The organism is Streptomyces sp. NPDC087859, assembly GCF_044742595.1.
Taxonomy (GTDB): Bacteria; Actinomycetota; Actinomycetes; order Streptomycetales; family Streptomycetaceae; genus Streptomyces; species Streptomyces canus_F.
Window position 1 is genome coordinate 158615 of the sequence record NZ_JBIUUU010000005.1, and the last position, 13974, is coordinate 172588.

A 13974-nucleotide genomic window follows, 5' to 3' on the forward strand; every position below is an offset into this window, starting at 1 on the left:
GAGTGGCGGCCGCTGCGCTCGGTCGCCTCGATGCTGCCTACCCCGCTGGTTGGCTGGGCCTGACGGGACGGCCCAGACGCCTGTCATCAGCGAGTTCGTATCCGATCTCGCCTTGGATGGAGGGGTTTCAGAACGATCGAGCGAGACCCTGACGAGGGTCGTGGGAGGCCCCCAGTTTCACCCAGTGGTCAGGTCGCGGTGGGGAGGTGGGGCGCTGCTGCGACCTGAGCCATCGTCCGAAGTTTCGTGAAGTAGGAGGCGCAGTACTCCTCGTTGATCAGGGGCACGATCTTGTCGAGGTCGGTGATGCAGCCCCAGAGGTGGGCGATGCCACTGTCGTCGAGTCCGCCGTTCAGCTCTCTCTGCACGAGGCCGGCGACGTCGGCGTCCAGGAGGACCAGATCGACGCCGTCGAAGTCCACGCCGCGGAAGCCGTCGGGGAACGGTGCGCGCAGGTGGTCCTCCCACAGCCGGGCGAGTCCGCCTTCGGGCTGTGCTCCGCCCACATCGGGCGCTGCCGTCCCTGCCGTGGACGGTGGGCGAAGGAGCAGGGAGACGGCATCGAAGACGGCACGCACCATAGTGAGGGCCCGGATCGGGTGGAGGGCGGCACTTGACTCGGCGCCCTGCGTGAGGTTGTCGCGGAGCAGTCGGCTGCGGTCGAGTTCGGCGGCGAGTCCGGCCGTGATGAGCCCTGCGTCGGTGGCCCGGTCGATCAGGTCATGGAGTGGTTCGTTCGCGGCCAGACGCTCGGCAAGGACGTGCTCCAGGGCGAACAGGGAATGCGTGACGGCGACGGTGGCGAACTCGTACCGGTAGTAGGAGTGGCGGATGAGCTCGCGGGAGGTTTCCATCGCGCTCATGACGTACATCGACGCATCACCGGGCAGAACCAGGTCGGCAACCAGAGCGTCCATGTCCGCATAATCGAGAACGAGGTCGCGGGCGCGTGGGTCCCGTACCGGCAAGAGGAGCGGGTCGGCCGGCGGTGGCAGGGTGTTCACCGGTGCAGTTTGTCGTCGGAAGGCTGTCGGTGCCATCGGATTTGCTCGGGGCGGTTGGTGACCCGCTGCCGCATGTTCGCCACTGCCCGGTCCGACTGGAAAGAACAGACCGCGGGCGGCCGTGTGTCACGTGATCTGCCGCACGGACGTGTCAGCCCGCCAGCGACCGACTGTCACCGTGGTGTCTCACGCTTGTTCCTTTCGAGCGCCGACGCCGCAACTGCCCCCGCGACACAGCAGGGGAGCAGCACGGCGACGGCGACGAGCGTGGGGTTGACGAAGGTGGGCACCAAGTCGTGCTGAGCGTTGCACTTGTTGTGCAGAGGGAACCAGCGTGACGGCTCACGCCAGTGTTCAGCCCGGTATTCCTTGTCGTACGGCACGCCACGAGCCGCGCACGCCTCCCCGACGTCGAGGCCACCGGAAAGGGCTCCGACGAACCAGGTGACGCAGCCGATACCGACGAGCACGACTGCGGGGAAAGCCCACCATGCGGGGCGCTTGAAGCGGCGAGTCGGCAAGCCGCGCGCGGTCTTCCAGACGCTCAGCACGAACGCGCCCAGAAGAATCACCAGGAGGGCGCTGATCGCCGGCGCCGAGACGGCGTTCACTGAGGACGTGGTCCTTTCGTTGCGCTGCGGGTGTCCCGGGAGCGGGAGGCGCCCTTCAGGGGTGACTCATGGTTCGCGCGGATCAAAATGGCGTTCAGAAGAGACCCTGCACTGACACACCGGGAGAACGCGAGTGGCCCGCTGCGGTGCGTGCTCAGGCGTCGGCGAGGCGCCCACGCAGCATGGAGTCCATCACCATCATGTACCGCTGCGTCCGCGTGCGGCCGAGCACAAAGGGGTTCGGGCCGTCGGGGCGGCTGCGGAGCTGCTCGGCGCGCTGGAGGCCGTAGTCGTTGGGGTGGTTGGACAACTCCACGTCCGCGTTCGTACGCCGCATCTGTGCTCGGAAGGAGTGGATGGACCTCAGATAGGTGCGCAGCGCGGTGGGTGTGGTGGGCGGGTTGGTGCCGCCCCACAGCATGGCGGTGTGACGCTCGCTGCCCCTTCTCACCGGGATGATCGGTGAGACGGTGCCCGGTGTGTGGCCTGGAGTGTGGTGCAGTTGGATCGTCGTGCCGCCGAGCGTGAGCCGTTGCCCGTCCGCGATCTCGAGGTCCCGGGCGGGGGCGTCGGCGGGTTGGGTGCCGCCGACGAGGTCCCAGTCGGCTGCAGACATCAGCACCCGTGCTCCGTAGCGGTCGGCGAGATACCGTGCTCCGCCGAAATGGTCGTTGTGGCCGTGGGTGAGGACGATGTATCTGATCGTCTCCGGATCGGCCCCCAGTGCTCGGAGCCCGGGCAGGAGCACGTTCTCGGCCTCCGCGGCGGAGGTGAGGGCGTCGATGAGTACGATCCCGTCGTCGGTGAGCACCGCCATCGCGGAGACCCATCCCGTGCTCAGCATGGCGAGGTTGTCGAAGAGCTTGATCGGAGCCGGCGCGGGCGGGCGGGGGAAGTCGCGGCCGGGGGTCAGCGCCGTCACGAGGGCGCGCAGGACCGGGTCGGTCCCGGCCAGCCTGCGGGCACGGGCGTAGTGGACCCGCCCGTCGTCCGTTTCGGCGGCCGCGGCCGCGGGGGTGGGACCCGCCGAGCCGACACCGGCCACAAGCCCGAGAGCCGCGAGTTGGCCCAAGCGACGCCTCGTGAGGGGACCACTTGTGCCGCTGTGGCGGGGTAATGCAGTCATTGTGCTTCTCCCGATGAGTGTTCTGGCAGGCGACGGAATCGGGCCCGCGGTAGCGTTTGGCCCCGCGGCCGGACCGCGTCGTCCCGGTGCCTCGGGACGACGATCCGTGTCGGAGAGGACAACTGCACCGTGAGTGCCTAGGCGCTCTTGGGTCGCATGGTGGCGTCGTACACCGTGCGGTAGTCCGGGACGACGACCCGCGTCGCGGGGGCCACCTTTTCGACCTGCGCGACGAACGTGTCCAGATCCATCGCCGGGTCTCGTTCGGGAGAACCGCTCAGGGGTGTTTCGAAGTTGTCCCAGTGGACGGGGACGGCCACGCGAGGGTGGTCCAGCGCACGCAGCAGCCGGGGTATGTAGCGGTGTGTGGCGGTGCTGGAAGGTATGGCGATCATTGCGAGGTCGGGGCGCAGGCCCTGTACCGCACGCTCGGAGAAGTCGCTGGCCCCCATGAGGAAGGCCGACGGGCCGCTGTTCCCGGCCGTCACCTGGAAGGCGAGGGTGTCGCCCTCCGGCAGGTCTGAGATGGTGCTCGGGACTGTCGGGGGCGGGGAGTTCAGCGTGCCCGGGGCGAAGTAGGCGCACGTCTTGTTGCGGCTGTGCAGGCTCGGCACGACCTCGACGACGATCCCGTCGAAGTCCAGGACTTCGCCGCCCTTCACGACGGAGATCTGCGCCGCGTCGACGCCCAGCGCGACCAGCAGGTGGTACGTGGTCTCGGTGCCGACAACGCGCGCGCCAGTGGTCCTGGCGATGTGGGGGACATCGGCGAGGTGGTCCCAGTGGGAGTGGCTGACCAGGACGAGGTCGGGGTGGCCGATGTGCGCGTCCACGATCTCTGGCCGGGTCTGCAGTGCGGTCCGGGGGTTGAAGGCGCCCTCGTACAGGCCGGTGGTGAAGCGAGTGAGGTACGGATCGAAGAGGACGGTCCGGTCGCCGACGTCGATGCGCCAGCCGGCGGTGCCGAGCCAGCGGAACGTGGCCGAGCCTGCGTCTTGGCCACTGCGCGGGCCGCGGTTCCCGGCCGAGGCGGTGGCGGCCGTGGCCGGGATCAGCGGGGAGGCGGCACCGAGCGCGGCACCGCGCAGCACTGAACGGCGGTTGAGCGTGAGGCCGGAGGGCATGTCTGATCTGTTCGTGGCTCGTGTGTCCTGGGTCATGGCGAAAGAAGATCAGGGCGTGAACGGCCGTGTCCAAGACCGGAGTCAGGCCCTGGTGATAGGCGAACGCATATGTGACCTGGTCACCGGCCGTCGCCGTTGCCGCGGAGGAAGTCGACCGCGATGCCGGCTGCCCTGCCTATGGCGGCGTCCACCGTCGTGCGGGAGGCGGTCAGGTCCTGGGTGCGGGCGAAGACGGCGATCGCGTAGCACTCGCCGTCGGGGTATCGGGCCACACCCGCCTCCATGTGCAGCCCTGGCAGGGTTCCGGTCTTGGCCGCGACGGTGACGTCGTCCGGGAAGCCCGACACAAGGCGGTGGCGAAAGACTTGACGGCCCATCAGGTCACGTACGAATGCGCAGGCCTCCGGCGGCCCGGCGGTATCGCTCCAGATGAGGTGGAGCAGCCGGGTGATCTCGCGAGGTGTGCTCGCCGTGGTGTGGCGGGGGTCCAGCACGGCGAGTCGCTTCTTGCGGTCGTCCGGCAGGGCCGGGTAGCGCACGGCGAACTCTCGCTCGTCCCGCGCCCCGACCTCCGCGAGCATCGACTCCAGCAGGTCTCGTGGTCCGCCCACGATCCGGGTCCGATCCAGGCCGAGTTCTTCCGCGAGCAGCCGTACCGTGTCCAGGCCGACGCGGGCCAGCAACAGGTCGGCCGCCGAGTTGTCGCTGACCGACATCGCGAAGTGGGCCAGATCGCGCAGCGACAGTTCGACGTCGTCCAGACAGCCGGCGGTCCCCCAGCCACCGAGGCGGTCTGCCGCGGTCACCCGCACCCGCTCCCGCGGGTCGAGCTGGCCGGCGACGACCTGCCGGGCGAACTCCAGCACCATCAGCACCTTGAAGATCGAGGCGATCACGACGGGATCGTCGGCGCCGACGGCCACTTCACCGGCACCCCGCTCCGCTCCGGCATCCACGGCGACCGTCGTGCGTGAGCGAACGGCAATCGCATGCAGCTGCCCCTCGGCCCCAGCCCCCGCGAAAACCTGTCGGATGCGTTCCTCTGTCACTGCTTCCCCCTTGCCACCGGCACGCACTGATCCTCGGATCGCGGTCGGGCCCCACCAGCCGATCCATTCCCCACGCAGCGGCCCTCACGTACGATCTTGCTCGTGGACCTCTTACGCCACCTGCGCCTGTTCGTCACCGTAGCCGACGAGCTGCACTTCAGCCGGGCAGCCGAGCGGCTGGGTATGGCGCAGCCGCCGCTCAGCCAGGCGATCCGCAGGCTGGAAAAGGAACTCGGAACAGAACTGTTCGACCGCTCGCAGCGCGGCGTCCGCCTGAGCGCTGCCGGGGCGGCACTGCTGGAAGAGACCCACGAACTCCTCGCCCGGGAAGACAGGTTGCGCACCCTGGCCCGCCGCGCCGCCGACGGCGGCCTCGGCACGCTGCGAGCGGGCGTCCCGCCCGACACCACAGCTGCCGTGCTCTCCGCGCTGCTCTCTGCCTGCGCGGAGCACGCTCCGGGGCTCTCCGTCGACCTGCAGGAGGTCACCACCGAGGAGCAACTGCGGCTGCTCTCCTGCGGCGGGCTGGACGTCGGGCTCGTACACCACCCCGTCGACGCCACCGAACTGAACCTCGGCCCCGCAGCCTCGCTGGACCTGGGGATCGTCCTGCCGCGCACGTCACCGCTGGCCCGGCTGCCGGAGGTGAAGCTCGGCGAGCTCTCCGGCCACGACCTCGTGCTCTTCCCCCGGGCACACGCACCAGGCTGGTACGACCGGATCCTCGACGTGTGCCGCGCCGAGGGCTTCGTTCCCGGGCGCCTGCGGCACGCGTCCAACCCCGAGTTCCTGCTCGCCCTCGTGACGGCGGGACACGGAGTCGCCTTCGACCAGGGACCGGTAGCTCGCAAGGAAGCCCGCGTCGCCTGGCGGCCGCTGGCCGACCGCCCTCTCACCCTGCACATCAGCGGCGCCTGGCCCGCCGGCCGGGGAGCACACCCGGCCGCCCGCCGTTTCGCGGAACTCGCGCACCGTGTCCTGGCCCGCGACCACACCGCGCACACGCGACGCGACGGTATCCACTACCAAGACGACGAACTCCCGCGCCCGTGGTCAGTGGTCTACGGCTGAGTCCTTTCGTGTGGAGCGGGGTCCGCTGCCGGGCGTCGCAAGGCGGGGGCGGAGCCCTGGCAACCGACGACAATGCGGCGAGGTACGACCGCTAGACCCCGGGAGCCCGGCCAGAACCAGCCGCATCGGAGTACCGCGAACCATTCCAACACCGGCGCCGAGGAAAAACACCCAGCGGCCGGAGAACGCCGCGTCCTCGACGGCGGCCGGCACGACGGCAGTTGTCCGACGGGCGGCGCCCAGCCGACCTTCCACAACCGCAACTCCCGATCATCCGGGGTGGATCGGGGCCTTCGATCGGCTGTCATGACGATGAGGACAAGCCGCCGACGTCAACCGTCGCAGCCAGCGCGTGGAACGCCGTTGGCTGATGGGGTGGAGACCCGCTGACCGACGTGGGCTTCTTTGTCTGAACGTCGGTGGCGGGTTTCGAGACCGGGGAAGGACCGCTTGACCTCCCCAGGTCACGGTCCTTCCCCGATCAACGGAGCCCGTCTACCCCGTCAGGCCGGGCCTATGTCCCAGCGCTGACCTTCGCGTCATCGCGGTGACCAGGCGATCCCGCAGGCTTTCGGGAAAGGGGGGCCGTGTCCGTCGCAGCCGCGATCGTTTGTTCGGCTACGACACGCACGGGTGTTGCTGCGCTGGAACACCTCGACCAGGACTTCCCACGACTCCTCGACGGAGCAGCCGAGTTGGGCAATCAGGGATCCCGCGGGCCATGTCTATCTGGGGCCGGCTGTCCATCGCCCACTTGAGCTGTTCGTTCTCTTTCCGGAGCCGGACGACGTCGGGCTCCGCGTGTCAGGGCGCTGGGCGGCAGGTCGACACCCTGACATGTGTCAGGGACGCGGCGCCCACGGCGCTGGCTACCGTTCGAGGTGCTGGCGGACCGACAGCGGAGCGACCTGTCGGCGCTTCCAGCCCTTTCCCCAAGGAAAACACCTGCGCAACATCCGCCGGATCCTCAGCGTAGGAAGGGCCGCGCTCCTCAAGGAGCCATGATCACTCGCGGCACGGTAGCTCCCGGCCACAGTCGCTCCACCGGTCTCGTCACAGAGCGGGATGCAGGGGGCATTTTCACTATCGGGATCCCCAGACATCTCAGGTACCCGCCGGCACAGGGCGGAACAGAAGGGCAGGGCATGAAGAGCCTCTGGAAGCGCGCACTCGCCACCGGAACGGCGGGGATCGCTCTCGCCGGCGGAGTCGGTCTCGCGACCGCCTCACCCGCGGCGGCCGCGGAGCCCAACGTGCTGCAGTGCAGCACCTGGATCGAGAACGATATGGCCTGGGGCCAGTGCTACAACCCCGGGACGCAGCTGCACGCGTTCTCGGTGATCGCCATCTGCGGCTGGTCCCCCGACGCTTACTCGGACTGGGTATATGTGCCGCCGGGCAACACCTACAGCAAGGGTATCGGCTGCGGCCCGTTGAGCAGCGGCGTCGGCGGCGTGGCGATCGAGTACGGCGGCTGAGCGTCCCGGGACGCTCAGATCCATCAGGAGCCCCCGAGAAGGTCGATGAAGATCTTGGGTTACGGCCTTGCCGCGTGAGCGGCAGGGCCAGGCCCGTCATGGGGCGATGGGCGAGTGGGTCGGCGAGATGGTCGGGCCGGTCGTGTGGGAGGCCTGCCGGGATCTGATTGCGGCAGGGAAGGTGTTCGCGTTCTTGGCCGAGCACCGTGGGCGAGCTGTTCCCGGCTGAGATGTTCGCGGACAGGTATCCGTCGGCGAACGGACGGCCGAGCATGCCGCCGCAGATCCTGGTTACTCGTCGGCCTGAGCCCGCGAGCCGACGCGCTGTGCATTCCGGCGTCGACGCCGACGGTCAGCGAGTTCACCCGAGACGATCGCAAGCACAGCAACCGCAGCGGACTCCACGATGTCCAGTTGCTGATCCGTGACCTTGCTGAGCAGCCAAAAACCAACGGTGACAACCGCCCACCACGCTATCCACGCGCCGATTGCGGGCCAACGGGCTCTCTTCACGGCGTCACGATACGTCGCCGTCGCTGTCTCGGGGTCAGAGCAGGTAGGCAAGTGCTGCGGGCGCTGGTGTGGCGCACGCGTGAGTCCCACTGGTCCTTCGCGGCGGCCATGCACCACTGGCAGAGCGGTTCGCCGCCGCTGCCGTAGCGGTGGGTTTTGCGCTGGCTTCTCTGCACCTGTGAAGCACAAGGTCGACTGAGGGTGATCGCTGGTCGTTGTCAGAGCCGAGCTGTAGCTTTCCGGCGTGACTGAGGACGAGTTCTGGACGCTGATCGAAGGCGCGCGTCAGGCAAGCGACGGAGTGCTGGAGGAGCAGGCTCGGCTGCTCCGTGCGCATCTGGCGGCTGGGACTGTGGCGGGCCTTCTCGAGTTCCGCGACTGCTGGGACGAGATCGAGGAGCGTGTCTTCACCTGGCCCATATGGGATGCCTCGTGTGTTCTGCTCGGCTTTGTGAGCGACGACTTCTTCAGCGACGTCCGTGCGTGGATCATGAGCCACGGTCGTGATGCGGTGAACCACATCGCCACTGACCCAGATGCTCTGGCGACGCTTGCCGACGACCGTCGTTCTGTGGAGTCCGGGGCGGCCGAGGAACTGAGCATGCTGGTCTGGGGTGTCTGGGAAGATCTGACCGGTGACTGCGGGGGTGAATTCCCACCCAGCCCCATTCAGGGCGAAGGGCCGACCGGCGACCGCATCGACCTGATGGACTGTGAGGCCGTGCGAGAGCGATTCCCGCGGCTTGTGGAGCTGGGTGGCAGGTCCGGCGTCCAGACGTAGGCTGCCCGCCATGATCGTCCGCTGCATCCAAATCATCAGCCCGGCAACCGGAGAGGTTGTGACCGATCACCCCGCCATCCGTGTCGGAGCGGACTACCCGGTGCTGGAGGTTCTCACTGGTGCGAATCGAGTGCTGCTCCGTATCCCTGAGCTGGTCGATACCACGGAGTATCGGGACCGCCCAGGTCTGTGGGACGCGGCTATGTTCACCGTCGTGAGCAACAGAATGCCGAGCTGCTGGGTGGCGGAGCTGGAGGACGGCAGGCTGACCCTGGCTCCGCGTGAATGGCAGCGTGCCGGCTTCTGGGATGACTACTTCGACGACGTGCCCGCGGCTGTGGCCGAGTATGACCGGCTGAGAGCCGAGATCCTTGCTGACGCCTGATCGCCAAGGGCTGGCCATCGGTCGCCCTCCCGGGCGGTAGGCACCGAGGTGGACCGACCCGAGGCAACTGAGCCCGGCCTTGGGGGTCCGGTGGTGCATCACCGCGAGCGCAACATAACGGGCGGGCGGAGAAGGGGGCGGTGGCGGTCAGCGCCTGCAACATAAGGCGTCGACGATGTCTGCCCTGCTGGACAAGCACCGGATGCGGTCGGTCGGATCCAGCGTGATTGCGGGTAGACGGGGCACGCGGTCCAGCAGAAGCGGAGAAAAGCAAACCTTCCACTGAACCCGGGAGCCTTTGATGGTCATCGCCGTCGTCATCGCCGCATGTGTCCTTCTGGCCGTGCTGGCCTTCCTCGTGCCGCGTCTTTCCCGGCATCCGCAGAACGGTGCCCAGCGTGGTCTCGGGGCTGGCTCGCGGGCCGGATCCAAGGCGCCCGGGGTCCTGGGACGGCTGCTGAGCAAACCCTTCAGCTCCAGCTCCCGCGCGGTCGGTCGCAGCGGTTCCGCTGGCCGGCGGGCGCGAGGCCGCCTTCCGTTCTGAGAGGGGTGCCGTGCTTGGCGGCGGTCGTCCGGGCGGTACCGGTCGGAGGCGGTTCGGGTCCCTGTGTCGTGTGGGCACCATCCGCGTCGGCGCATGAGGGTGATCAGGAGATTGGTGATGTCGGAGCACGACGACAAGGCCCAGCCGTACGAGGACGACGGGACTCCGGTCGAGGCGGACCTGCTCGACGGCCTCCGTGTGGACGAACGCCGGCCGGAGAAACCGATCCTCCTGGACGCGGACGGAAGTGCGGTGGACACGTGGCTGGAGAACTACCCGTACGACCGGAAGGTGAAGCGGTCCGAGTACGAGAGGACCAAGCGCGTTCTGCAGGTCGAGCTGCTGAAGATGCAGCGCTGGGTGAAGGAGACCGGTCAGCGGGTGGTCGTGCTCTGTGAGGGCCGTGACGCGGCCGGCAAAGGTGGCACGATCAAGCGGTTCACCGAGCGGCTCAACCCGCGAGGCGCCCGCGTCGTGGCGCTGGAGAAGCCGACCGAGCGGGAAGCGGGGCAGTGGTACTTCCAGCGCTATGTGGCGCACCTGCCGTCCCGCGGTGAGATCGTCTTCTTCGACCGCTCCTGGTACAACCGGGCCGGTGTCGAGCGGGTGATGGGCTTTTGCACCGAGGCGGAGTACCGCACCTTCCTGGAGCAGGCCCCGTTGTTCGAGGAGATGCTGACCAGGGACGGCATCCTGTTGGTGAAGTTCTGGTTCTCGGTGTCCCAGGCCGAGCAGCGGACCCGTTTCGCGATCCGCACGGTCGATCCCGTACGCCGCTGGAAGCTTTCCCCCACGGATCTCGCTTCGCTCGACCTGTGGGACGAGTACACCGCGGCCAAGGTCGACATGTTCCGGGCGACAGACACTCCACACGCCCCGTGGACCGTGGTGAAGAACAACGACAAACGCCGCGGCAGGCTCGAAGCGATGCGCAGCCTCCTCGACCGCTGCGACTATCCCACCAAGGATTACGCGGCCGTGGGCAAGCCCGACTCGCTGATCGTGGGTGCCGCGAACACGCTGCTGGAGGCCGGTGAGGAACCCACCGACCTCTCCCCGACCCCCCTGACCGGGTACGGCCACGGCCCCGGCAACCACCCGGACAGGGCAGACGACGAGCAGCGCTGATCGGCGCCAATGGCGATCTGTCAGGAGCGCCCCACGTTCATGGTTTGGCAGGAGTTCCGTAACCGACCCGGTTTCACCTACGCCACCACGGTGCGTCCATGGACCGAGGTGGAGCTGAACTCCAACGACCGGGCGTTCCGCGTTCAGGTGTTCTGCTGAAGAGAACCGCGAGCCATCCTGTAGGGCTGGACGGACTTTGAGGCCGGCAGCCAGCAGAGACGGCTGGCCAAGCAGCGTTCCGGAAGCCTAACTTCACGAGCCGACGATCGATTCAGGAGTCCAGATGCGTCTGCGCAGGGGAGCGGTGGCGGCCGCGTTCGTGGCCATCGCAGCTTTCACCTCTCTCGCTCCCCAGGCCGTAGCTGCCCCCATGCCATGGGAGACGAGCAACATACCCACGGCCACCATCTACGACGTCACCTTCCCGGCAGTTGGCGATAGCCGCACGGTTACTGCGCTGTGCGGCCCTCCCTGCTATCAGTAGGCACTGAAGCCACATGTCCGGGCGTCGCTGTCATGTACAGCCGGGCGCTCCACGGTCAGCTGCGCTAGTGCCGTGACCACGAACGTTGCCGGTGTCGGCGGCCATGCCGTCGGCCTGCCGGTGTGGCGGTGGGAGTTCAGCCGACCTCGTTGCGAACGGCGGTGTCGAGGTCGGTCGCGGTCAGGCGGAAGGTGTCGGCGGTCTCCGTCGCGTCCATGTGGAACGGCGCGTACCACTGGTAGTCCATCTCGGCCATCTCGCGGGCGATCGGCACGATCAGCCCGGCCGTACGTGTCACGGAGCGCGGTATCTGGATGAGTTTGACCGGTGGTCGGCCCGCCGCGGCGGCATAGCGCCGTGCCAGCTCGCGAATGGTGACGGCCGGCGGAGACGGCACGTGCCAGGGTCGGCCCCACGCGCGTTCTTCCGAGGCCAGCGTGATGAGGGACTGTGCCATGTCACCGTTGAAGGTGAAGGTGTGCGGCATGTCCAGGTGGCCGGTGATCCAGGCCGCTTTCCCCTTCTGCAGGGCCGACTTGATGAGCAGGGAGTAGATGCCGTTGGCGTCCTTGCCGATGTAGTCGGAGCCGCGGACCTCGACGGTGCGTATCCCCCCGGCGAGGGCCTGTTCCCACATGCGTCTGCGCAGGCGGCCCTTGTGCCCGGTGGCGGTCATGGGGGTGTGTTCGTTCATCCGGCCACCGGGCTGCGGACCGTAGGCGTAAAGGCTGCCGGTCAGCGCGAGGACGGCGTCGTTCGCCTTGGCGGCGGTGATGGCCGCCGTCTGCAGGGGCGGCAGCAGGCGCTCCCACACCGTGTATGAGGGTGGATTGGCGCAGTGGTAGATCACTTCCGCGCCGCGGGACAGCTCGGTCAGGCGGGACGGGTCGGACGCGTCCGCGGCGACCCGGTCGACCAGCGGGTGCTCGGGGCCGGAGCCGCTGCGGGTGACGATCCTGACGCTCTCGCCGCGCTCGGCGAGCAGACGAGCGACGTTGGTACCGATGGAACCGGCACCGATGATGACGTGCTTGGCCATGACGGCTTCTCCTTCTCCGGGGTCTCGGTCAGTTGTCCACGCCGGAGCCGGTATAGGTGGGCACGTCGGCGAGCAGGCCGGCGATCTGCGGGTTGAGCTCGTTGCGGCGCCTGTGCAGTTCCTGGATCTTGGCGTTCAGGTCAGGGTCGTCGTCGTCACTGACGTCGAAGATCTCCAGCCGTTCGACCAGGTGCAGCCCGAGGTGGTCGGTCTGGTAGGTGGTCGGGTGCGTCAGGTAGGCGAAGAGCCCGTCGAGATGTTCGACGACGAACACCGCGCCGTACGTGTAGTTGCCGCCGTGGTCGCGGCCGACGACGAAGGACTTGATGGCGGGGTTCGACCGGCCCTGATCGCGCCAGCTCTCCAGCACCCCCTCGATCTGCTCAGACGTCGCAGTGGCTTTCATCGTGACCCTGTTGATGTGGTAAATCATGACTTACTACCCGTTCCTAACGTTGTTAGAATTCCTAACGGCGTTAACTATGACGCGCGTCGTCGGCACGGTCAAGGCGGTGACTAGGGTTCGAGGACACCATCGAAGCGAAGTGACGGACCATGTCGACCAGCACGAGACGGGCCCGCGAACGGGCGAACACCCGGGAGCGGATCATCGAGGCCGCGCTGCACGTACTCGAGACCGAGGGCGTCGCGGCCCTGACGATCCGGCGCATCGCCACCGACGTCGAATATTCCGCCCCCGTCGTCTACCAGCACTTCGCCAACAAGGACGCGCTCGTACTGGAGCTGGTCGCGTACGGTCACCGCCTGATGCTGACCGAGTTCCGCCAAGCGGTGCAGGAGCCCGATACGGACCGGCGCATGACGCGCATCGCGTCGCAGTACGTCCGGTTCGCCGGCGAGCACCCCCACCTCTTCCAGGTCATGAACGACCCGGTGGTCGACGCGGACGAACGCCGACGCGTCGCGGAACCGGTCATCGAGGTCCTCAAGGAGCTGCTCACCACCTGGTCGGCTGCACACGACGTGGTCCTGGCCGATTTCGACCAGGCCTGCGAGATCCTCTGGGGCACGCTGTACGGCATCGCGTCGCTCAGTTACCTCGGCAACGTAGGCAGCGATCGCGCCCGCCGCCTCGCCGAACAGGCGCTCCGCGCGATCCTTCTCGGCTGGCGAACCGAGGCGCTGGCGAACGGTCGACCGGCGACCAGCTAGGTGCTCTGACCGCTGTGGTTCGCAGGGGTAGAGGGAGGACCGGAGTGTTCGTCGAGATCGTCTTCGTGCGGCTGCCGATCGATCGTGACGACGTCGAGGAGGCTCTGGAGACGGTGTTCGAGCTCGACGGCGAGGTCACCGGCGCGGGCAGCGGCATGGGTCGTTGCCATCTTGACCTTGAAATCGCGGAGAGCCGGACACGACCGCGGCCCTGGAGCGGCTCCAGGCGGTGTTGGCGTCGAACAGGTAGACGACGATACTCAGGATCAGTGCCGCGATGTTCGCCCCCGTCGCTGTGCCGCGGTGCCAGGGCCATCACCATGCCGGCTGCATGGTCGATCACCGCCCGGCCAGGCCTGGGCCCGTCCCAACTGCTCGTTCCTGGCGCGTAGTTCGGGGACCTCCGTCAATAAAGTCGCGCCCTCCGCTACAGGCGCAGCTCTCAGCAGTCGCCGTTCTTCATA

At 67.9% G+C, this 13974-nt stretch carries 15 protein-coding genes; 7 read left to right on the top strand and 8 right to left on the bottom strand.

The window, feature by feature from the left end; all coding sequences use genetic code 11:
• Positions 1 to 188 precede the first annotated feature (188 nt).
• The 5 genes from ACIOHP_RS13370 to ACIOHP_RS13390 all read right to left on the bottom strand — a co-directional run bounded on the left by ACIOHP_RS13370 (position 189) and on the right by ACIOHP_RS13390 (position 4914).
• Positions 189 to 917 (bottom strand): hypothetical protein, encoded by a 729-nt coding sequence (locus ACIOHP_RS13370; RefSeq protein WP_401886701.1) that lies wholly within the window; start codon positions 915 to 917, stop codon positions 189 to 191.
• 260 nt (positions 918 to 1177) lie between these two features.
• On the bottom strand, positions 1178 to 1615 hold the full coding sequence (locus ACIOHP_RS13375) for a hypothetical protein (protein ID WP_401886703.1): 438 nt from the start codon (positions 1613 to 1615) through the stop codon (positions 1178 to 1180).
• 154 nt (positions 1616 to 1769) lie between these two features.
• Positions 1770 to 2687: an MBL fold metallo-hydrolase gene (locus ACIOHP_RS13380; protein ID WP_401886706.1), complete on the bottom strand. Its 918-nt coding sequence runs from the start codon at positions 2685 to 2687 to the stop codon at positions 1770 to 1772.
• Positions 2688 to 2878: 191 nt separating this feature from the next.
• Entirely contained in the window at positions 2879 to 3865 is a 987-nt protein-coding gene (locus ACIOHP_RS13385) for an MBL fold metallo-hydrolase (protein ID WP_401886709.1), read from the bottom strand.
• Positions 3866 to 3984: 119 nt separating this feature from the next.
• Entirely contained in the window at positions 3985 to 4914 is a 930-nt protein-coding gene (locus tag ACIOHP_RS13390) for a serine hydrolase (RefSeq protein ID WP_401886712.1), read from the bottom strand.
• Between the two features lie 102 nt (positions 4915 to 5016).
• On the opposite strand from ACIOHP_RS13390, the gene ACIOHP_RS13395 reads away from it, so the two are divergent.
• The 6 genes from ACIOHP_RS13395 to ppk2 all read left to right on the top strand — a co-directional run bounded on the left by ACIOHP_RS13395 (position 5017) and on the right by ppk2 (position 10814).
• Positions 5017 to 5985: a LysR family transcriptional regulator gene (locus tag ACIOHP_RS13395; protein ID WP_401886714.1), complete on the top strand. Its 969-nt coding sequence runs from the start codon at positions 5017 to 5019 to the stop codon at positions 5983 to 5985.
• A gap of 1145 nt (positions 5986 to 7130) precedes the next feature.
• The gene (locus tag ACIOHP_RS13400; protein ID WP_401886717.1) at positions 7131 to 7463 is read left to right on the top strand and encodes a hypothetical protein; all 333 of its coding nucleotides are present in this window, start codon (positions 7131 to 7133) and stop codon (positions 7461 to 7463) included.
• Between the two features lie 757 nt (positions 7464 to 8220).
• The gene (locus tag ACIOHP_RS13405; RefSeq protein WP_401886719.1) at positions 8221 to 8757 is read left to right on the top strand and encodes a DUF4240 domain-containing protein; all 537 of its coding nucleotides are present in this window, start codon (positions 8221 to 8223) and stop codon (positions 8755 to 8757) included.
• Positions 8758 to 8767: 10 nt separating this feature from the next.
• Positions 8768 to 9142, top strand: coding sequence for a hypothetical protein (locus ACIOHP_RS13410; protein ID WP_401886721.1), 375 nt, complete (start codon positions 8768 to 8770; stop codon positions 9140 to 9142).
• Positions 9143 to 9443: 301 nt separating this feature from the next.
• Entirely contained in the window at positions 9444 to 9686 is a 243-nt protein-coding gene (locus tag ACIOHP_RS13415) for a DUF6411 family protein (RefSeq protein WP_355756246.1), read from the top strand.
• Positions 9687 to 9803: 117 nt separating this feature from the next.
• Positions 9804 to 10814: a polyphosphate kinase 2 gene (gene ppk2, locus ACIOHP_RS13420; RefSeq protein ID WP_401886724.1), complete on the top strand. Its 1011-nt coding sequence runs from the start codon at positions 9804 to 9806 to the stop codon at positions 10812 to 10814.
• A gap of 620 nt (positions 10815 to 11434) precedes the next feature.
• Here ppk2 and ACIOHP_RS13425 read toward each other — a convergent pair.
• Entirely contained in the window at positions 11435 to 12337 is a 903-nt protein-coding gene (locus ACIOHP_RS13425; RefSeq protein WP_401886727.1) for an NAD-dependent epimerase/dehydratase family protein, read from the bottom strand.
• A 28-nt stretch (positions 12338 to 12365) separates the two neighbouring features.
• On the bottom strand, positions 12366 to 12770 hold the full coding sequence (locus tag ACIOHP_RS13430) for a Dabb family protein (protein ID WP_401886730.1): 405 nt from the start codon (positions 12768 to 12770) through the stop codon (positions 12366 to 12368).
• A gap of 122 nt (positions 12771 to 12892) precedes the next feature.
• Between ACIOHP_RS13430 and ACIOHP_RS13435 the strand changes: the two genes are divergently transcribed.
• Entirely contained in the window at positions 12893 to 13510 is a 618-nt protein-coding gene (locus ACIOHP_RS13435) for a TetR/AcrR family transcriptional regulator (RefSeq protein ID WP_401886733.1), read from the top strand.
• Here ACIOHP_RS13435 and ACIOHP_RS13440 read toward each other — a convergent pair.
• Positions 13507 to 13680 (bottom strand): hypothetical protein, encoded by a 174-nt coding sequence (locus ACIOHP_RS13440; RefSeq protein ID WP_401886735.1) that lies wholly within the window; start codon positions 13678 to 13680, stop codon positions 13507 to 13509. The two genes, ACIOHP_RS13435 and ACIOHP_RS13440, sit on opposite strands and share 4 nt — an antisense overlap.
• Between the last annotated feature and the right edge of the window lie 294 nt (positions 13681 to 13974).

Coding starts and splice junctions, on each gene's coding strand:
- ACIOHP_RS13400 (WP_401886717.1), top strand. CDS start 7,131: ATGAAGAGCCTCTGGAAGCGCGCACTCGCCACCGGAACGGCGGGGATC.
- ACIOHP_RS13435 (WP_401886733.1), top strand. CDS start 12,893: ATGTCGACCAGCACGAGACGGGCCCGCGAACGGGCGAACACCCGGGAG.
- ACIOHP_RS13440 (WP_401886735.1), bottom strand. CDS start 13,680: ATGGCAACGACCCATGCCGCTGCCCGCGCCGGTGACCTCGCCGTCGAG.
- ACIOHP_RS13370 (WP_401886701.1), bottom strand. CDS start 917: ATGGACGCTCTGGTTGCCGACCTGGTTCTGCCCGGTGATGCGTCGATG.
- ACIOHP_RS13425 (WP_401886727.1), bottom strand. CDS start 12,337: ATGGCCAAGCACGTCATCATCGGTGCCGGTTCCATCGGTACCAACGTC.
- ACIOHP_RS13415 (WP_355756246.1), top strand. CDS start 9,444: ATGGTCATCGCCGTCGTCATCGCCGCATGTGTCCTTCTGGCCGTGCTG.
- ACIOHP_RS13410 (WP_401886721.1), top strand. CDS start 8,768: ATGATCGTCCGCTGCATCCAAATCATCAGCCCGGCAACCGGAGAGGTT.
- ppk2 (WP_401886724.1), top strand. CDS start 9,804: ATGTCGGAGCACGACGACAAGGCCCAGCCGTACGAGGACGACGGGACT.
- ACIOHP_RS13430 (WP_401886730.1), bottom strand. CDS start 12,770: ATGATTTACCACATCAACAGGGTCACGATGAAAGCCACTGCGACGTCT.
- ACIOHP_RS13385 (WP_401886709.1), bottom strand. CDS start 3,865: ATGCCCTCCGGCCTCACGCTCAACCGCCGTTCAGTGCTGCGCGGTGCC.